General features: G+C 66.1%; 17 protein-coding genes. 9 read left to right on the top strand and 8 right to left on the bottom strand.

Annotated features, from left to right (window positions below; translation table 11 throughout):
• Positions 1 to 14: 14 nt before the first annotated feature.
• Together C4S73_RS19675 and C4S73_RS19670 are read right to left on the bottom strand one after the other, a co-directional pair.
• Positions 15 to 491, bottom strand: a complete 477-nt coding sequence (locus C4S73_RS19675; protein ID WP_103874225.1) for a MarR family winged helix-turn-helix transcriptional regulator — start codon at positions 489 to 491, stop codon at positions 15 to 17.
• Positions 492 to 624: 133 nt separating this feature from the next.
• Positions 625 to 1,422 (bottom strand): enoyl-CoA hydratase/isomerase family protein, encoded by a 798-nt coding sequence (locus C4S73_RS19670; RefSeq protein WP_103874224.1) that lies wholly within the window; start codon positions 1,420 to 1,422, stop codon positions 625 to 627.
• 224 nt (positions 1,423 to 1,646) lie between these two features.
• On the opposite strand from C4S73_RS19670, the gene C4S73_RS19665 reads away from it, so the two are divergent.
• The 6 genes from C4S73_RS19665 to C4S73_RS19640 all read left to right on the top strand — a co-directional run bounded on the left by C4S73_RS19665 (position 1,647) and on the right by C4S73_RS19640 (position 7,506).
• Positions 1,647 to 2,738: an NADH:flavin oxidoreductase/NADH oxidase gene (locus C4S73_RS19665; protein WP_103874223.1), complete on the top strand. Its 1,092-nt coding sequence runs from the start codon at positions 1,647 to 1,649 to the stop codon at positions 2,736 to 2,738.
• Between the two features lie 40 nt (positions 2,739 to 2,778).
• Complete coding sequence (locus C4S73_RS19660; RefSeq protein ID WP_103874222.1) at positions 2,779 to 4,272, top strand: carboxypeptidase M32; 1,494 nt, start codon at positions 2,779 to 2,781, stop codon at positions 4,270 to 4,272.
• A 128-nt stretch (positions 4,273 to 4,400) separates the two neighbouring features.
• Complete coding sequence (locus C4S73_RS19655; RefSeq protein WP_244595682.1) at positions 4,401 to 4,865, top strand: hypothetical protein; 465 nt, start codon at positions 4,401 to 4,403, stop codon at positions 4,863 to 4,865.
• On the top strand, positions 4,858 to 6,090 hold the full coding sequence (locus tag C4S73_RS19650) for an HlyD family secretion protein (RefSeq protein WP_103874221.1): 1,233 nt from the start codon (positions 4,858 to 4,860) through the stop codon (positions 6,088 to 6,090). Before C4S73_RS19655 ends, C4S73_RS19650 begins: the two co-directional genes overlap by 8 nt.
• A gap of 235 nt (positions 6,091 to 6,325) precedes the next feature.
• Positions 6,326 to 6,568, top strand: a complete 243-nt coding sequence (locus tag C4S73_RS19645; protein WP_103874220.1) for a DUF3302 domain-containing protein — start codon at positions 6,326 to 6,328, stop codon at positions 6,566 to 6,568.
• The gene (locus tag C4S73_RS19640; protein ID WP_103874219.1) at positions 6,565 to 7,506 is read left to right on the top strand and encodes an HlyD family secretion protein; all 942 of its coding nucleotides are present in this window, start codon (positions 6,565 to 6,567) and stop codon (positions 7,504 to 7,506) included. The genes C4S73_RS19645 and C4S73_RS19640 overlap by 4 nt, the downstream gene beginning before the upstream one ends.
• Before the next feature lie 43 nt (positions 7,507 to 7,549).
• On the opposite strand, the gene C4S73_RS19635 is transcribed toward C4S73_RS19640, so the two are convergent.
• Positions 7,550 to 8,506 (bottom strand): LysR family transcriptional regulator, encoded by a 957-nt coding sequence (locus tag C4S73_RS19635; RefSeq protein ID WP_103874218.1) that lies wholly within the window; start codon positions 8,504 to 8,506, stop codon positions 7,550 to 7,552.
• Positions 8,507 to 8,644: 138 nt separating this feature from the next.
• On the opposite strand from C4S73_RS19635, the gene C4S73_RS19630 reads away from it, so the two are divergent.
• The 3 genes from C4S73_RS19630 (at position 8,645) to C4S73_RS19620 (ending at position 14,077) form a co-directional block, all read left to right on the top strand.
• Positions 8,645 to 9,481: an alpha/beta hydrolase fold domain-containing protein gene (locus C4S73_RS19630; protein WP_103874263.1), complete on the top strand. Its 837-nt coding sequence runs from the start codon at positions 8,645 to 8,647 to the stop codon at positions 9,479 to 9,481.
• A gap of 57 nt (positions 9,482 to 9,538) precedes the next feature.
• Entirely contained in the window at positions 9,539 to 10,759 is a 1,221-nt protein-coding gene (locus C4S73_RS19625; RefSeq protein WP_103874217.1) for an efflux RND transporter periplasmic adaptor subunit, read from the top strand.
• A gap of 132 nt (positions 10,760 to 10,891) precedes the next feature.
• The gene (locus C4S73_RS19620; RefSeq protein WP_103874216.1) at positions 10,892 to 14,077 is read left to right on the top strand and encodes an efflux RND transporter permease subunit; all 3,186 of its coding nucleotides are present in this window, start codon (positions 10,892 to 10,894) and stop codon (positions 14,075 to 14,077) included.
• Between the two features lie 152 nt (positions 14,078 to 14,229).
• Here the strand turns inward: C4S73_RS19620 and C4S73_RS19615 are convergent, their stop codons facing one another.
• Genes C4S73_RS19615 through C4S73_RS19595 form a run of 5 tightly spaced genes read right to left on the bottom strand, consistent with a single transcriptional unit; the run spans position 14,230 to position 18,961 of the window.
• The gene (locus C4S73_RS19615) at positions 14,230 to 15,282 is read right to left on the bottom strand and encodes an extracellular solute-binding protein (RefSeq protein WP_103874215.1); all 1,053 of its coding nucleotides are present in this window, start codon (positions 15,280 to 15,282) and stop codon (positions 14,230 to 14,232) included.
• The gene (locus C4S73_RS19610; protein ID WP_103874214.1) at positions 15,279 to 16,484 is read right to left on the bottom strand and encodes an NAD(P)/FAD-dependent oxidoreductase; all 1,206 of its coding nucleotides are present in this window, start codon (positions 16,482 to 16,484) and stop codon (positions 15,279 to 15,281) included. Before C4S73_RS19610 ends, C4S73_RS19615 begins: the two co-directional genes overlap by 4 nt.
• Complete coding sequence (locus tag C4S73_RS19605) at positions 16,481 to 17,869, bottom strand: NAD(P)/FAD-dependent oxidoreductase (RefSeq protein ID WP_103874213.1); 1,389 nt, start codon at positions 17,867 to 17,869, stop codon at positions 16,481 to 16,483. The genes C4S73_RS19610 and C4S73_RS19605 overlap by 4 nt, the downstream gene beginning before the upstream one ends.
• The gene (locus tag C4S73_RS19600) at positions 17,866 to 18,156 is read right to left on the bottom strand and encodes a (2Fe-2S)-binding protein (RefSeq protein ID WP_103874212.1); all 291 of its coding nucleotides are present in this window, start codon (positions 18,154 to 18,156) and stop codon (positions 17,866 to 17,868) included. The genes C4S73_RS19605 and C4S73_RS19600 overlap by 4 nt, the downstream gene beginning before the upstream one ends.
• A gap of 10 nt (positions 18,157 to 18,166) precedes the next feature.
• Positions 18,167 to 18,961, bottom strand: a complete 795-nt coding sequence (locus tag C4S73_RS19595) for an ABC transporter permease (protein ID WP_103874211.1) — start codon at positions 18,959 to 18,961, stop codon at positions 18,167 to 18,169.

The raw sequence follows: 18,961 nt of genomic DNA, 5'->3' as shown, positions 1-18,961 counted from the left end.
CTACCTTCGCTCAATCAGGCCGCGCGGCCGGCGGCACGTGCCGCCTGCGCCCGCTCGTCGCGCTGCGGTCTCGTGCGGTCGCGGATGGTGCCCAGCGTTTCGAGCGCCATCACGATCGCCGCATCATCGACGCCCGCCAGGACCTCGCCCGCGATCTCGCCTCTAACGGTATCGAGCCCCTCGACCAGTTCCCGCCCCTCCGGTGTCAGATGCAGCAGGCGGACACGGCGATCCGCGGCATCCTCGCGACGTTCGACCAGCTTCTGCTGTTCCAGCCGGTCGACCAGCCTGGTCAGAGAGATCGGCTGCAGATCCATCTGCTCGGCCAGGGCGGCCTGATTCAGCCCCTCGGCGCGGCGCAGGCGCGAAAGAACGCCCCACTGGGCCCGCGTCGTGCCGTGCTGACGCGCGCGCTGGTCGACATAGGTGCGCAACAGCCGGGCGGTCTCGACCAGCTGGAACATCAGTTCGCGCCTGAGGGGTCGCATCATTCCGTACGTCTCCATATCATAAGCAGGCTTATGAGATGGGTAGCGATTGCGGCGTTTTCAGGTTGGCATTTTGGCGCTTCCCATCACGGCTCAGCGAGCGGAGCGAGGGCGGCTTGGCTGCTTGCAGCGTGCTTTACCGCCCGGTGAAACTCGCGGGGCGCTTTTCGAGAAAGGCCGCGACGCCCTCGCGAAAATCGGCGGTGTGCGTCGAGGCTCGGAAGGCCTGGCGCTCGGCTTCGAGCTGCTCTGCGAGCGTGTTGCCGCCGGACGCCGCGAGCAGGCTCTTGATGCGGCCATAGGCCTGCGTCGGCCCGGCGGCGAGACGCCTTGCCAAGGCCATGGCCTCGGCCTCGGCCTCGACGGTGTCGGCCGGCACGACCCTATTGACCAGACCCAGACGCAGCGCCTCTGCGGCCTCGATCGTCTCAGCCAGCAGGGCCAGCTCCTTCGCCTTTCTCATGCCGACGAGGCGCGGCAGGTGAAAGGTGCCGGAACCGTCCGGCGTCGCACCGATCCGGGCATAGGCCAGCGTGAACTTGGCGTTTTCGGCGGCGATCGCGAGATCGCAGGCGAGCGCCAGGCTGAAACCTGCGCCTGCCACCGCGCCGTGCAGGCAGGCGACCGAGGGTTGCTTCAGGCTGTCGAGGAGACGCAAGCCCGCATGAAGCGGCTGGATGATCGCCTCGATCGACGCCTCAGGATCACCTCCCCCGGTGAACTGCGCGACATCGCCCCCGGCGCAAAAGCCCCTGCCCTCGCCCTTGATCAGGATGGCGCGGACATCGTCGCGCGCGGCGATGTCTTCGATGCGCGCCAGAAAGGCTTCGGCCATCGGCGCGTCGAAGGCGTTGAGCACGGCGGGTCTGTTCAATCTCAGGAGCGCGACGCCGGCGTCCACTGTCAGGATGATGGGATCGGACGGATTGGACATGGGACAGCTCCGCTTTGCCCATTCCGGGCAGGCCATGCCCCGTTCTAGCATCGCCGCCCTCGCCGCTGCGAGCGCCCGGCAACGGCCCAATGCGTTGCGTTTGCGGCGCACCATGCTTGCGCGACTGCGCATGGCCGGTCCATGTGTGCCCGCCCTAGACTTGTCTGCTCGCCCTAGACTTGGCCTCGACCTCAAACACGTCCAACGCAGAGTTCCAAAGACCCATGAGCCAGCTCTTCAGCCCCGGCCAGATCGACGGCCTTTCGCTAGCCAACCGCATCGTGATCGCGCCGATGTGCCAGTATTCGGCCGAAGATGGCAGGGCCACCGACTGGCATACGATCCATCTCGGGCATCTGGCGCTCTCAGGCGCCGGCCTGATGTTCATCGAGGCGACCGCCGTCGAGCCAGCCGGCCGGATCAGCCCGCAGGATCTCGGCCTCTGGTCGGATGAGACGGAAGCCGCGCTGGCAAAAACGCTTTCGGCCGTTCGCGCCCATTCCGACATGCCGATCGGCATCCAGCTCGGCCATGCCGGCCGCAAGGCGTCGGTGGCGCAGCCCTGGAAGGGCGGCGGCCAGCTCGCGCTCGATCAAGGTGGCTGGCAGACGCGCGCGCCTTCGCCGGTCCCCTTCGACGGTCACGCCCGCGCGCCGACCGCGCTGACGCGCGACGATCTCGCCCGACTTTGCGAGAACTTCGCCGCCGCGGCGCAGCGCTCCGTCCGGCTGGGGCTGGCCGCGATCGAGCTGCATGGCGCGCATGGCTATCTGATGCACCAGTTCCTCTCGCCGCTCTCCAACCGGCGTGAGGATGCCTATGGCGGTTCGCTGGAAAATCGCATGCGGTTTCCGTTCGAGGTGTTCGAGGCCGTGCGTGCGGTCGTTCCGGCAGGCTTCCCGGTCGGCTTTCGCGTCTCGGCCACCGATTGGGTCGAGGGCGGCTGGGATCTCCAGCAGACGCTCGCCTTCGCCCGCGAACTGAAGGCACGTGGCGGCAGCTTCATCCATGTTTCCAGCGGCGGGCTCTCCGCGGCCCAGAAAATCCCGCTCGGCCCGAACTATCAGGTCCCGATGGCGCGCGCGGTGAAGGAGGCCACGGGCCTGCCGACCATCGCGGTGGGCCTGATCACGGAGGCCGACCAGGCCGAGGCGATCATCGGCACGGGCGATGCAGATTTCGTCGGGCTGGCGCGCGGCGTACTCTATGATCCGCGCTGGCCTTGGCATGCCGCCGCCCATCTCGGCGTCAGCATCAAGGCGCCCAACCAGTATCTGCGCTCGCAGCCCCGGCAATATCGCAATCTGTTCGGCTGACGCCGTACCCAGTCCTCAGCCAGCGAGATACGCGACGATCATGACAGCTTATTCCGAGCTTTCCGCCCATTTCGGCCGCATCGCGGCACTCTCCAACGCGGTCGGCATCCTGCAATGGGATACCGAGACGACGATGCCGAAGGGCGCGGCCGGCACGCGGGCCGACAGCATGGCGCTGCTGCATGTGCTGCGCCATGGCATGACGACCGAACCGCGCATCGGCGACTGGCTCGCCGATGCGGAGGCCGATGGCGAGCTTGGCGAATGGGAGCGCGCCAATCTGCGCGAGATCAGGCGGCTCTGGACGGTCGAGACGGCCCTGCCTGCCGATCTCGTCGAGGCCTCGAGCAAGGCGGTCTCGGCTTGCGAGATGCGCTGGCGGCAGGCGCGCGCCGAGGCCGATTTCGCCGGGCTCCTGCCCTATCTCGCCGAGGTCCTGAACCTCCAGCGCCAGATCGGCCGGGCCAAGGGCGAGAAGCTCGGCCTTGGCGCTTATGACGCGCTCCTGAACGACTATGAGCCGGGCGGCCGCTCGGAGCGCATCGACGCGCTGTTCGACGATCTCGCCGCGTTCCTGCCCGGCTTCACGCAGGATGTGCTCGCCTTGCAGGCGCAGCGTCCGCAAGCGCCCGATCCGCAGGGACCGTTTGCGATCGAGAAGCAGCGCGCGCTCGGCCTGCGCATGATGGCGGCGCTGGGCTATGATTTCGAGCGCGGCCGGTTGGACATCTCGACCCATCCCTTCTGCGGCGGGGCCGACAATGATGTCCGCATCACCACACGCTATGATGAGAGCGACTTCGCCAAGGCGCTGATGGGCGTGCTCCATGAAACCGGCCACGCGCTCTACGAACAGGGCCGGCCGCAGGCCTATCTGAACCAGCCCGTCAGCCAGGCGCGCGGCATGAGCCTGCATGAAAGCCAGTCCTTGCTGGTCGAGATGCAGGCCTGCCGCAGCCGCGAGTTCATCACCTTCGCCGCGCCGCTGATGCGCGAGACCTTTGGCGGCGCTGGGCCCGCCTGGGAGACCGAGGCGGTCTGGCGCCGCTACACCCGCGTCGAGCCCGGCTTCATCCGCGTGGATGCCGACGAGGTGACCTATCCGGCCCATGTCATTCTGCGCTACCGGCTGGAGAAGGCGCTCATCGCCGATGCGATGCCGCTGTCGGAACTGCCGGCGGCCTGGAACGAGGGGATGGCCTCGCTGCTCGGCGTGACGCCGCCCGACGACCGGCTCGGCTGCCTGCAGGATGTGCACTGGCCCGGCGGCGGCTGGGGCTATTTCCCGACCTATACGCTGGGCGCGATGACTGCGGCGCAGATCTTCGAGGCCGCCTGCAAGGCCGAGCCCGAGATCCTGCCCTCGATCGGGCGCGGCGAATTTTCTCCGCTGGTCGGCTGGCTGCGCGCCAATATCCACGCCAAGGGCTCGCTGCTGGAGACCGACGCGCTGCTGACGCAGGCGACAGGCCGGCCCCTCGACGCAAGCGTGTTCAAGGCGCATCTGCGGCGGCGCTATGGGGGAGTGGGCTGAGGCTGGGACTCGGTACTTCCAACCGAATGATTTTGTTGGTCTTCGGACCGGCAGATCGAATTGACTACGACAGGTTTTGCTAGGATCAATGCGGAGGGCGCGCCGCGCCCTTCGACCGGAGAGTAGGCATGGCCGCGCCATCCATCCACCCCGCTGCATCCCAGCATCTGCCGGCCTTCATCACAGCGCCCAACGAGACCGATTATCTCATGGTGGCATCGGCCGTGCTTCTGGTCGTCGCCGTGATGGCAATCGGCCTGCTCTTTCTGCGATTGCACACCCTGCCCGAGCGAATGGCGCACAGATCGCACAAGCTGCAGTTCGAGATCGTCGCCATCCTGGGGCTTCTGGCTCTCTTTACCCATGTCCACCTGTTCTGGGTGGCAGGCTTGCTCCTGGCGTTGATCGATATTCCCGACATCTCGGGAACCTTCACCAGAATGGCGCGGGCATTGGAGAAAATCGCGGGCATCGCGCCTCGAGAGGACGCGGACGGGGTACCGGTAGAAGCAGCCACTGCCATCCCGCCAGATGAGGTCCCCTTAGGCGGACCGCACCAGGCCCGCACATCCGAGGAGCTGAAGCATGCTTGAGCTTCTCTTCTGCTCCATTCTGACCATTCTTCCCGATTATCTCTATCGTCGCTACGCGCAAGGGAAGCGAATCGGCAAAGAGATCACGCTCTACTCCGTCTGGTTCGAGCTGCGTTGGGGCATCACCGCCTGCCTGATGCTCACCGTCGGCCTGATCACGGTGATCTTCTACAACCACCCTTCGACCAGCAGCGCGACATTATACTTCCGGACGGTTCCGATCGTCTCGGAAACCAACGGACGCGTCGCCGAGGTCAATGTCGGGTTCAGCCAGCAAGTGGAAAAAGGAGCTCCTATTTTCAGGCTGGACAATTCGCAGCAGGAGGCGGCGGTCGAGGCTGCCCGGCGCAAGATTGCCGAGACCGAAGCGGCGCTCATCGTCGCGCGGGCAGACATCCTGGCGCATGATGGCAAGATCCAGGAGGCCAGGAGCGCTCATCAGCAGGCTCTGGACGAATTGCGCACGAAGCAGGAGCTGAGGCGCCGCAATGACGACATCGTCGCCACCCGCGAGATCGAAAGACTCGAGAACCTCGTAACAGGGCGCGAGGCGGCAATCTATTCGGCGACGGCTGCAAAAGAGGCCGACCAGGCGCGGATCTCCTCTCTCCTGCCAGCCGAACGAGCCAGCGCCGAAGCGGCCCTGGCCCAGGCTAACGTAGAACTGGCAAAAACGGTCGTTCGAGCGGGCGTCTCCGGGCGCGTCGAGCAGTTCACGCTGCGGGTGGGCGACATCGTGAATCCCTTCATGCGGCCGGCCGGGATCCTGATCCCGCAAGAAGCCGGGCGGAACAGACTGCAGGCCGGTTTCGGGCAGATCGAAGCCCAGGTTCTGAAAATCGGAATGACGGCGGAGGCCGCCTGCGCTTCGAAACCCTGGGCCATCATTCCCATGGTGGTGACGGACGTGCAGGGTTTTATCGCCTCTGGCCAGGTTCGCGCCGGCGAGCAGCTGGTCGAGGCTCAGCAGACGGCACGACCAGGCTCGATACTGGTTACTCTTGAACCGCTTTATGCAGGCGGCCTCGAAGGTGTAACGCCCGGCAGCAGCTGCATCGCCAATGCCTACACCAGCAACCACGACGTCATCGCCTCAAAGGACACCGGCGCCGTAAAACGCGTGGTCCTTCATGCGGTTGATGCCGTCGGACTGGTGCATGCCATGCTGCTTCGCATCCAGGCGCTGGTGCTTCCGATCCAGACCCTCGTCTTCGGCGGCCATTGAGCGCAGGCGACGAGGACGCGCGCCATGCCGGCGAGGACCGGATCCGCTGAGTTTGTCCTCGCCCCCTCGGCGCCTCACAGGTTTCCCTTCGGCTATAGGGGAAAAACCTGATGGCAGGCCCGGCCCGCGTAGTTCACGCTCCCGGCGGAACGAACGGATGCCGGCCCCGCCCCGCGTGACCTTGAGGTCGAGCGGTTTCACACAGGAGCTGGCCCGGTCAAGCGCGGGAGTTCCCATGTCGGCCCTCGATATCTTCGCCTGGATCGTCCTCTTGGTCCTTGCAGTCAGCACCCTCGGGGTGATCTGCATCGCAGGATGGTTGCCCGGTCATATCGCCCATGAACGCGGGCATCCCTGGGCGCAAGCGGTCACGGTCGCCGGCTGGGTGACGCTGTTCCTCGGCTTCGTGCTGTGGCCGGTCGCGCTGATCTGGGCCTACGTCGACGTTCCCGCCCGCAGGCAGGAGGCGGCTCGATGATCGTCGTTCTGCTCAACGTCTACCTCGTCATCCTCTTCCTGCTGGTTCGGCTCAAGGTCATCAGCTTCAACCTGTTCTGGAAATGCTCGCCGTTTCTCGTCCTGCTGCTCCTGCTGATCGGCCTGTTCATTCCCATGGGCTGGGGCGCGCCATCGGGGCCCGCTCTCCTCGGCCGGTATTCGGTCGCGATCGTGCCCGATGTCGCGGGCGAGGTGATCGACGTGCCGGTTCAACCGAACACGCCGCTCAAGGCCGGAGACGTGTTGTTCCGCATCGATCCGACGCCGTTCCAGGCCCAGGTCGGGGCTCTCGAAGCACAGCTGACCTTCGCCCGGCTGCGGCTCGACCAGATGTCTCAGCTGCAACGCAACGATGCCGGCCGTGCGTTCGACGTCCAGCAGCGCGAATCCGAGGTCAAGCAGCTGGAATCGCAGCTCGAAGGCGCCAAGTGGAATCTCGACAAGACGACCGTGCGGGCGCCGGCAGACGGCTATGTGACCAATCTCGCGCTTCGCAAGGGCGCCCGGGTCACGAACCTGCCGCTATCGCCGGTGATGGCCTTCATCGATACGTCGAGCACGATTCTCGGGGTCGAGGTCCAGCAGATCGCGGCCCGGTACATCAAGCCGGGTCAGGAGGTCGAGATCGCCTTCAAATTCCTGCCCGGCCGCATTCTCGCAGGCAAGGTCGAAACGGTGCTGCAGGCCGTCGCCAGTGGGCAGACCCAAGCGTCAGGACAGGCCGTGTCCGCCCTGCTGACCGCGCCAACCCCGTTCATAGTTCGCGTCAAGTTCGACGATGACGCTGCGGGCCGGAGCCTTCCCGCAGGAAGCGCTGGCACGGCGGCGATCTTCACCGAGCGCGTGGCCGCCAGCCATCTCATCCGCAAGGTGCTGCTGCGTCAGGAGGCGATCTTGAACTACGTCCTGCCCTTCTAGATCCTGCGCTTCCGACCGAACGCGTGATGCGCCTGCGCGCGCGTCATGCCGCCGGGCAGACCTCCCTCCCCAATATCTTCAGGGTGGTCTTGCGCTGGATCAGGTCGTCCTTGGCGAAGAGTTCGGCAAGCCAGTCGACGAAGACGCGGACCTTGTTGCTGAGATGGCGGTTCGGCGGATAGACGATGTGCAGCGGCTTGGGCGCCGAGCACCAGCTCGTCAGCAAGGGCACGAACCGGCCTGCAGCGATGTGTTCCTGCACCATGAAGGTGGGGACCTGGATGATGCCAAGCCCCGCCAGCGCAGCGGCAACATAGCCCGAACCCTCATTGAGTGAGGCGATGTAGTTCCCCCTCACCTCGATCGCCTCCTTCTGGTCGACATAGGTGAAGGGCATGGCGCGGCTGGTGCCCGCAACGCGATAACCGACGATGAAATGATCCTTCTCCAGATCGGTCGGATGCTGCGGCTTGCCGTGGCGCGCGATGTAGCCGGGCGTGGCGCAGGTGACGAGATACATCTCGCCGATCTTGCGCGCGATCAGGCTCTGGTCCTGGATTTCGCCGGCGCGCACGGCGCAATCGAGATTCTCGGCGAGCAGGTCGGCCGGGCGATCGCTCAGTCCGAGATCAAGCTGGATGTCCGGATAGCGGGCATGAAAGGCAGGCAAGGCCGGGATGATGACTTCGACGGCAAGCGATGCGCTGCAATCGACGCGCAGCCGGCCACCCGGGCGCGCCTGCGAGAGCGCCATGCTCGAATCGAGTTCGTCGATGTCGCCGAGCACGCGCAGCGCCCGCTCGTAATAGGCGGCACCGTCCATCGTCACGGTGACGCGCCTTGTCGTGCGGTTCAACAATTTGGCGCGCAGATGCGCCTCCAGCTGCTGGATCTGCTTCGTCACCGTCGGCTTGGGAAGGTCGAGCAGATCGGCCGCACGCGTAAAGGTACCGGCCTCGACGACCCGGACGAAAGAGCGCATGGCGCTGAGCTGGTCCATCTCAGATATCCCATTCCATCCTAGAGATCCTGCCTTCTAATTATTTCCCTACAGAAATAATGAATGAGCCATATGACCATTTATTGCCCCATCAGCATCACCTAAATCATGCTGCACCGCAACACCCCAGGTCGCGCCATGTTCGCCTCGCCTCAAACGCAGTATCGCAGTCCACGCGCCGTATTCTGGCGGGAGGAGACGATTGCGTCTGGCCAGACTTCCCTGGCGGCCCGCCTCTACGCCCCCGCCGAGATCGCGGATGATGCCGGGCTGGTGCTTCATCTGCATGGCGGCCACTTCAATGGCGGCTCGCTGGTGGAGGGCGAAGCCGTCGCGACGATGCTGGCGGAAGCCGGTGCGGTCGTGATCTCGCTCGACTATCCGCTGGCGCCGGCGCACCGCTTTCCGGATGCGCTGGAGGCCGCATATGGGGCGCTCCAGACGCTCGGCAAGGGCCGCGCCCGCTGGACCTCCAAACGAGCCCCGCTCTATGTGGCGGGCGAGGAAGCGGGCGGCAATCTCGCTGCCGCGCTCGCCATGATGGCGCGCGACCGGCGCGGCCCGGCGCTCGCCGGCCAGATCCTGTTCTCGCCGATGCTCGATGCCTGCCTGGGCACCTATTCGCTGCGCGCGGCCCATGCCGGCCCGGTGGGCTGCCACTGGGCGGATGGCTGGGCCGATTATCTGGGCACGCCTGACAAGGCCGCCCACCCTTATGCCACACCGCTCAACGCCTCGCGACTTGCAGGGCTTCCGCCGGCCCTGCTGATCACAGCGCAGGACGACCCGATGCGGGACGAATGCGCTGGTTATGCGCAGCGCCTGCAGGAAGCGGGTGTGACCGTCCGCCATCATATGCAGACTGGCCCGACACTATGGCCGGGTGCCTATGCAGCCGCGCCCAAGGAAGGCTCCTGCCTTTGTCTGGCATGCAACCATGTGACTGAGTTCTACAGCCTGACCGCGCCTCCCTAGGCGCCGGACCCCGCGTTTTTCGCACCCTTATCGATAGTTCTAGCAAGGAATGAACCCATGATTCAGGGAACAACCCGTCGTGGCCTTTTGGGTGGCGGCCTGGCTGCCGGCGTTTCGCTCGCGACCCTCGCCATCGTCTTCAATCTCGTCGGCGGCCAAGCGCAGGGCGAGACGCCTGCCGCCGCCGCACCGCCTGCGACGCCCGTCTCGGTCTCCACGGTCGAGCAGCGCGATCTCGTCAACTGGTCGGAATTCTCCGGGCGGCTGGAGGCGATCGAGCGTGTCGAGCTGCGTTCGCGCGTTTCCGGCGTGGTCGAGGCCGTGCATTTCCGCGAAGGCGGGCTGGTCAAGCAGGGCGACCTGCTGATCAGCATCGATTCCGCACCGTATCAGGCCGATTTCGAGAGGGCTCAGGCTCAGGTCCTCGCCGCCGAGGCGCGCGTCGCATTGGCCGCGGGCGAGAATGAGCGCGGCCAGCAGCTGATGGCCAGCCGCAACGTCTCGCAGAAGGATCTGGACACGCGCTTCAATGCGTTGCGCGAGGCCCAGGCCAACCTGCGCGCTGCCGAGGCTGCCCAGCAGACGGCGCGTCTCAACCTCGACTACACCCAGATCCGGGCGCCGATCAGCGGCCGCATCGGACGGCTCGGCATCACCGTGGGCAACCTCGTGGCGGCCGGCGCCTCGGCTCCGCTGCTGACGACGCTGGTATCGGTCGATCCGATCTATGCAAGCTTCGACGCCGACGAGCGCAGCGTGCTCGACGCGCTGGCAAGCCTGCCCGGCAATGACCGCGTCATCGAGCAGATCCCGGTCAAGCTCGGCACCGCAGCCGGCGAGGCCACAACCTTCAACGGCAAGCTGCGCTTCATCGACAACGCCGTCGATGCCGCCAGCGGCACCGTGCGGGTGCGGGCGCAGCTCGACAATCCCGAGGGCAAGCTGATGCCCGGCCAGTTCGTGCGGGTGCAGATGGGCCAGGCCCGGCCGGAGCCGGCGCTCGTCATCAATGAGCGCGCAGTGGGCACCGACCAGAACAAGAAGTTCGTCTTCGTGGTCGGAGCCGACAACAAGGCGGCCTGGCGCGAGGTCACGCTGGGCGCCTCGAATGAGGGACTGCGCATCGTCACCAGCGGGCTGAAGCCCGGCGAGCGCATCGTCGTCAACGGCCTGCAGCGCATCCGCCCCGGCGCGACGCTGGCACCCGAGGCAGTGCCGATGGCCGAGAAATCCGAACTGAAGCGCGATCCGGCCAAGACGGAAATCGCCCAACGCTGAGGGCCTTAGGCCGTCATTCTCGGGCGCGGAGAAGCGCAGACCCGAGAATCTCTTGCAGAAGATGCCCGGGTCGAGCCCGGGCATGACGGCGTTTTTTTCACGCAAGACATCCGCTCCAAAGGGGGGCGTGCCATGAACCTGTCCAAATTCTTCATTGATCGGCCGATTTTCGCCGGTGTCCTGTCCCTGCTGATCTTTCTGGCGGGGCTGCTTTCGCTGCGCATCCTGCCGATCTCGGAGTATCCCGAGGTCGTGCCGCCCTCCGTGGTGGTCCGCGCGCAATATCCCGGCGCCAATCCGCGCGTGATCGCCGAGACGGTGGCGACGCCGATCGAGGAGGCCATCAACGGCGTCGAGGGCATGCTCTACATGTCCAGCCAGGCGACGACCGACGGCCTGATGACGCTGACCGTGACCTTCAGGCTCGGCACCGATGCCGACAAGGCGCAGCAGCTCGTGCAGAACCGCGTCAGCCAGGCCGAACCCCGCCTGCCCGAGGAGGTCCGCCGTCTCGGCATCACCACGATCAAGAGCTCGCCCGACCTGATGCTGGTCGTGCACATCACCTCGCCCAATGACCGCTACGACATGACCTATCTGCGCAATTACGCGGTCCTCAACGTCAAGGACCGGCTGGCGCGGATCGACGGTGTCGGCCAGGTGCAGCTCTTCGGCTCGGGCGATTATTCGCTGCGTGTCTGGCTCGACCCGCAGAAGGTCGCCGAACACGGCCTGTCGCCCAGCGACGTCGTGCGCGAGATCCGCGCACAGAACGTCCAGGCGGCTGCCGGCGTGATCGGCGCCTCGCCGAGCGCGCCCGGCCTCGACCTGCAGCTCTCGGTCAATGCGCAGGGCCGCCTCCAGAGCGAGGAAGAGTTCGGCGAGATCATCGTCAAGACCGGCACGACTGGCGCTGTGACGCGGCTGAAGGACGTCGCGCGCATTGAGCTCGGCGCATCCGAATACGCGCTGCGTTCGCTGCTCGACAACAAGCAGGCCGTCGCCGTTCCGGTGTTCCAGGCACCGGGCTCCAACGCCATCACGATATCCGACCAGGTCCGCGTGGTGATGGAGGAGATCAAGCAGAACATGCCAGAGGGCGTGGACTATTCGATCGTCTACGACACGACCCAATTCGTGCGCGCCTCGATCAACGCCGTCATCACCACGTTGCTGGAAGCAATCGCGCTGGTCGTGCTCGTCGTCATCGTCTTCCTGCAGACGTGGCGGGCCTCGATCATCCCGCTTGTCGCCGTGCCGGTCTCAGTCGTCGGCACCTTTGCAGTGATGTATCTCTTCGGCTTCTCGATCAACGCGCTCAGCCTGTTTGGCCTCGTGCTCGCAATCGGCATCGTCGTCGACGATGCAATCGTTGTCGTCGAGAATGTCGAGCGCAATATCGAGCAGGGCCTCGAGCCGCGTGAGGCGACGTACAAGGCGATGCGCGAAGTCTCGGGTCCGATCATCGCGATCGCGCTCGTGCTCGTCGCCGTGTTCGTGCCGCTGGCCTTCATCAGCGGCCTGACCGGGCAGTTCTATCGCCAGTTCGCATTGACCATCGCGATCTCGACCGTGATCTCGGCGGTGAACTCGCTGACGTTGTCGCCGGCGCTTGCGGCGCTGCTGCTGCGCTCGCACGATGCGCCCAAGGACGCGCTGACACGCGGCATGGACAAGGTGCTGGGCTGGTTCTTCCGCGGCTTCAACCGCTTCTTCAACCGCTCCTCGCAGGCCTATGGCACCGGCGTGCGCCGGCTGCTCTCGCGCAAGGCGGTGATGATGGCCGTCTATCTCGTCCTCGTCGGCATCACCGTCGTGCTGTTCCGTGCCGTGCCCGGCGGTTTCGTGCCCGGACAGGACAAGCAGTACCTCGTCGGCTTCGCGCAACTGCCCGATGCTGCAACGCTAGACCGGACCGAGGACGTGATCCGCAAGATGGGCGACATCGCGCTGAAGCATCCCGGTGTCCAGAGCGCTATCGCCTTCCCCGGCCTGTCGATCAACGGCTTCACCAACTCGTCGAATGCCGGCATCGTCTTCGTGACGCTGAAGCCCTTCGCCGAGCGCAAGGACCCGTCGCTCGGAGGGGCTGCCATCGCGATGCAGCTCAACCAGCAGTTCGCCGGCATCAAGGAGGCGTTCATCGCGATGTTCCCGCCCCCGCCGGTTCAGGGCCTGGGCACGATCGGCGGTTTCAAGCTGCAGATCGAGGATCGCGCCGGCCTCGGCTACAAGGCGCTGGATGAGGCGACCAAGGCCTTCATGGCGAAGGCTGCGGCGGCTCCCGAGCTGACCGGCATGTTCTCGAGCTTCCAGGTCAATGTTCCCCAGCTCTATGCCGATATCGACCGCACCAAGGCCCGCCAGCTCGGCGTCGCCGTGACGGATGTCTTCGACACGCTGCAGATCTATCTCGGCTCGTCCTATGCGAACGACTTCAACAAGTTCGGCCGCACCTACACGGTGCGTGTGCAGGCGGACGCGCCCTTCCGCGCCCGGCCCGAGGATATCGGCAAGCTCAGGGTGCGCTCGGCTTCTGGCGAGATGGTGCCGCTCAGCGCCGTGCTGAACGTCCGCGCCGATGCCGGTCCGGAACGGGCCATGCGCTATAACGGCTTCCTGGCGTCCGACATCAATGCCGGCCCTGCCCCCGGGTTCTCCTCGGGACAGGCGCAGGCGGTTGCCGAGCGTATCGCCAACGAGACGCTGCCCAAGGGCTTCTCGTTCGAATGGACGGAACTGACCTATCAGGAGATTCTGGCCGGAAATTCGTCGCTGATCGTGTTCCCGATCGCGATCCTGCTCGTTTTCCTGGTGCTGGCTGCCCAGTATGAGAGCCTGACGCTGCCGGTCGCGATCATCCTGATCATCCCCATGGGCCTGCTCGCCGCCATGACCGGCGTCTGGCTGACGGCTGGAGACAATAACGTCTTCACCCAGATCGGGCTGGTTGTCCTTGTGGGACTATCGGCGAAGAACGCGATCCTGATCGTCGAGTTCGCCCGCGAACTGGAATTCGAGGGCAAGACGCCAGTCGAGGCCGCGATCGAGGCCAGCCGCCTGCGCCTGCGGCCGATCCTGATGACCTCGCTCGCCTTCATCATGGGCGTGGTGCCGCTGGTGACTTCGACGGGAGCCGGCGCCGAGATGCGCCATGCGATGGGCGTCGCGGTCTTTGCCGGAATGATCGGCGTCACCGCCTTCGGCATCTTCCTGACGCCGGTGTTCTACGTGCTGATGCGCAAGCTCACCGGCAACAAGCCGCTGAAGCAGCATGGCGCGGCGGCGGAGCCGGCGCATCTGGCGGAGGCGGCTTGAGAAGGTAGCGAAGGCTCCGAACGAAGCGCCGTCATCCTGGGCTTCGCGAAGCGAAGTCCCGGGATCCATCATAGAGCGCTGAGCCCTACGATGGATCCCGGGACGACCTTCGGTCACCCAGGATGACGGCGTGTTTGATGTGTCTACCGAGCTTACCGCTCGATCATCTTGTTCCAGCGGCTGTTCCACTCCGGACGCTTGGCGTTGATGGCGTCCCAATCCAGCGTCACCGCGTTCTTCATGTTGGTGTGGAAGCTCTTGAGCTTCTCCTCGGCCGCCGGGGTCGAGGCGACTGCCTTGACGTTTGAGGGGACGATGTTGCCCGCCGCCAGCGCCTTGGACTGGGCATCGGCCGAGAGCAGGAAGGCTGCGAGCTTCTGGGCGAGTTCCGGCTCGGAATTGTTGGCGATGACGCATTGCGCCACCATCAGCACCACCGAACCCTCCTTGGGCTGGGCGTATTCCACCCCGATGCCCTTTTCCTTCAGGGTCGAGATCGCCGTCGGCGTCAGCGGGAAGATCGCGGCTTCGCCGGTCTGCGCCATCTCGGAGATCTTGGCCGAGCTCGGGATGAACTCGATCACATTCTTGCCGATGGTGTCGCGGAACTTCGTGAAGCCCGGCTCGACATTGGCTTCGCTGCCACCCTGGATGCGGTTGAACATCAGGAAGGCATGCAGGCCGAAGGAGGAGGCCGAGGCCGACTGGAACACGACCTTGTCCTTGAACTTCGGATCGGCCAGATCCATCCACGAGGTCGGAGCGGCCCAGCCCTTCTCGTCGAACAGCTTCTTGTTGTAGCCGAGCCCGGTCATGCCGAGGTCGATGCCAACGGCCATGTCGTCCTTCATGCGGGTACCCTGGGCGAGTTCGCCGAGCTCCGGGCTGGGCTTCAGCTTCTCGCAGAGGCCGGCGCCGATGGCGCGCACCATGACGCCATCGTCGAGGAAGATGACATGCATCTGCGGCTTGTCCTTGGCCGCAGTCGCCTTGGCGAGGATGTCCGACGAGGTGCCGGGCACGACGACGACCTTGACGTTGTTGGCCTTCTCGAAATCCGGGAAGACGGCCTGGGTGAAGGCCCGCTCGAAATTGCCGCCGTTCATGCCGACATAGAGCGTCTTGGTCTGGGCGCTGGCTGCGCCGGCTGAGAAAAGAGCGAGCGAGGCGACGGCTGTCACGAGTGCGGTTCTGCGGTTGGTCATGAGAGAACTCCCCTGTGGTGCGGCTCTGGGTCCGGGTCCGCACGCGAGCCGTCGGCTGTGCGGTGGTTGCTGGAAAGCGGCTCGCGCCGCTGGTCGAAGCGCGTGATGGAAAAGGCCTCGATCGGCGTCGTCGTGGTGCCGTCACGGACGAGTTCGGCCAGAACCTCGCCGACGCCGGGGGCGATCTGGAAGCCGGCACCGCTGAAGCCGAAGGCATGGAACAGGCCGGGCGTCGTGCCGCTGGCGCCGATCACGGGGTTATGGTCGGGCATCGACGCCTCGGTGCCGGTCCAGAAGCGGATGGCATGGGCATGGCGCAGCCCGGGAAAGAGCTCGGCCGCGCGGTTGATGATGCTGAGCGCGCCCTCGCCGCGCGGACGCGAATAGTCGGGGTCGACGAGCGGCAGGCCGCGTTCGCCGCCGACGACGCAGTTTCCGCGCTCGACCTGCCGGGCATAGATGCCGCCGCCCTCCATGCCGGTGTTGACGGTCATGATCGGCGCGAGCGGTTCGGTCACCACCATCGTCGGATAAATGCGGGTGAGCGGCACGGGTTCGCCGAAAGCCTCGGCGAATGCGCCCGCCCAGGCCCCGGCACTGTTGATGACCATGCCGGCGTTGACGACGAGCCCATCGCCGGCTTCCAGCGCAAAGCCCGCGCCGTTGCGGATCGCAGCCGTGACGGCCGTGTTCTCCAGAACATGCGCCCCGGCGCGCCTTGCAGCGCTGGCAAAACCGGCCGAGACCAGGCGCGGATTGGCGTGGCCATCGCCCGCGCAGAGCGAACCGCCGACGATATCGCCCCCGATCCAGGGGTAACGCTCGCGCAGGTCGTTATGGCCGATCAGTTCGAGACCGAGCCCCTGATCGGCGACGGAGAGCGCATAGGCTTCGAGCGAGGCCATGTCGGCAGCACTGCGGGCGAGCTTGAGATGGCCGGAGCGCATGAATTCGCCATCGATCCCGATCAACCCGGTGAGGCGCGGCCAGACCGCATGGGCGCGCTGCGACAGCGGCAATTGCTCGCGGGGACGGGCCTGACGACGGACGCCGCCATAATTCACGCCGCTGGCCTGCGCGCCGCAATAGCCGCGATCCAGCAGAGCGACGCTCATCCCCATGCCGCGCAAGGCCAGAGCGGCCGAGGAACCAACGAGGCCGCCGCCGATGATGGCGACATCGACATCGAGGCGCCGGCTCATTCCGCAGCCTCTCGCGGCAGGTCGGCCGGAACCAGCACAAGCGGGATCGGCTTGACCGGCGCCTGGGCCCGCAAGCGCCCGACCGTATCGAGATCGCGCTTCGTCTCGACGGACAAGAGTTCGGCGGCGGCGCTGGAGCAGATCCGTCCCTGACACCGGCCCATGCCGATGCGGCTCACCGCTTTCAGTCGATTGATCTCGCCGATATCGAACTGGCCGATCGCGCGGCGGACCTCGCCGACGCTGATCTCCTCGCAGCGACACAGCATGGTCTCGTCGGACAGCCCCGCGACCCAATGGGCCGGAAAGGGGAAGGCCGTCTCGAGAAGCTCGCGAAAGCGGCCGATCCGGGAAAGCTCGCGTTCGAGGGCTGCCGCGCGCTCGCGCCGATGCGGCAGGCCGCGATCCTCGATCAGCGCCAGGGCCGCACGCTCGCCCGCACGCTCGGCAGCGTCCGCGCCGGCAATGCCCGCGCCGTCGCCGGCGAGATAGACACCCGCAACGCTGGTGCGCCCGGCCGCGTCGCGCTGTGGCAACCAGGCCCTGTCGCGCTTGTCGAAACAGAACGCACAGCCGGCGAGATCGGCAAGCTGGGTCTCCGAACGCAAGGCGAGGCCATAGCCGATTCCGTCGCAGGCGACGCGCTTCTCGCGCCCGCCTTGCCGCCAAGCGACCGCCGCGACGCGTTCCTGCCCCTCGATCCGGACATCCTCGACGCCATAATGGAGAGCGACGCCACGCAGCCGCAGTTCGGCGGTGAAGCGAAGCCCGCGCAAGACGACCATCGGGGCCAGATGCAAGCCGCGCAGCAGATTGAGCTTGGCCTGGAAGGGGGCGGTGTCGAGAACGGCTGCGACATCGACGCCGGCTTTCAGATACTGCCAGGCGACCAGGTAGAGCAGCGGGCCCGACCCCATGAAGACCACGCGCGAGCCGATGGCGCAGCCCTGTGCCTTCAGCGCGATCTGCGCTCCACCCAAGGTGAAGACGCCCGGCAGGGTCCAGCCCGGAATCGGCAGGACACGATCGGCCGCACCTGTTGCGAGCACCAGTCCGTCATAGGCGACACGGCGGTTCGCTCGACCGACTGCGATGTCGGCGATGCCGTCGCGCAGGTTCCAGAGCAGGGCTTGCGGCCAATAGTCGATGCGCCCGTCCAGGGCCGCGAAATCGCGATGCAGCGCCTGAGCCTTTTCAGCCTCCGAACCATAAAGCGCGCGGGCGCTGCGCTCATCGGGAACGAGGCGCTGCCGGTAGATCTGGCCGCCGCAGGCGGGAGCCTCGTCGACCACCAGCGGGCGCAGGCCAGCAGCGACCAGAGCCTGCGCGGCGCGGATGCCGGCAGGGCCGGCGCCGACGACGAGAGGCTGAGGCCGGCCGTTCACGCTGCCTGCCCCTGTCGGGTGACGATCCGCATGCCCGGCGCAAGGGCTGTGGTGCAGGCGCGCAGGCGCTCGCCGCTCTCCAACGTCACCCAGCAATCCTGGCAGGCGCCCATCTGGCAGAACCCGGCGCGCGGCGAGCCGGAAAACTCGCTGCGCCTGAGCACCTCGCCATGGTTGAGGATCGCAGTCAGAAGCGTGTCGCCTGCCCGGCCTTCGCAGGGCTCGCCATCGAGCTGAAAAGCGATGGCGGCGTGGCCTTTGCGCGTGATGCGATGAAGCAGCGGCACGGCGGCCCCCTCACTTCTGTCCGACGAGGATCTTGTCGAGGCCGAAGGCGCGGTCGAGCACCAGCATGGCGGCGGCCGTCAGCGCGATCATCAGGGCGGAGACCGCCGCCATCATCGGATCGATCGATTCCGTGGCGTACATGTACATCCGCACCGGCAGCGTCACCGTCTGAGGCGAGGTCACGAAGATCGACATGGTCAATTCGTCGAAGCTGTTGATGAAGGCAAGCAGCCAGCCGCCGGTGATACCCGGCAGGATCATCGGCGCCGTGACCCGCCTGAACACCGTCCAATGCGAGGCGCCCAGCGTCATCGCGGCCTTTTCGGCGCTGCGGTCGAGCCCCGACAGCGCGGCCATCACCAGCCGCATCACATAGGGCGTGATGACGACGACATGGCTTGCGACCAGCCAGCCGAAGCTGCCCGTCGCCCCGATCAGTGCGAAAAGACGCAGAAATGCGACGCCGAGCACGAGATGCGGGATGATGAGCGGCGACAGGAAGAGGCCGTTCAGCGCGTCGCGGCCGGGAAAGTCATAGCGGTCGATGGCGAGCGCAGCCGGCACGGCAAGCGCAACCGAGATCGTGGCCGACAGGGTCGCCAGCCACAGGCTGTTGGCGAAGGAGGCCACGAAATCAGGATGCACGAAGATCTCGCGGAACCAGCGCAACGAGAAGCTCGTCGTCGGGATCGAGAGCGTGTTTTCGGGCGTGAAGGCGACGAGGCAGATCACCACGAGCGGCGCCAGCACGAAGGTGACGACGAGACCATGGAAGATCAGGGCGATGGGGCCGTTCTTCTGCAT

The organism is Allobosea lathyri, assembly GCF_900108245.1.
In the GTDB taxonomy this organism is placed as follows: domain Bacteria; phylum Pseudomonadota; class Alphaproteobacteria; order Rhizobiales; family Beijerinckiaceae; genus Allobosea; species Allobosea lathyri.
This window is presented reverse-complemented; position numbering and strand designations above follow the sequence as displayed.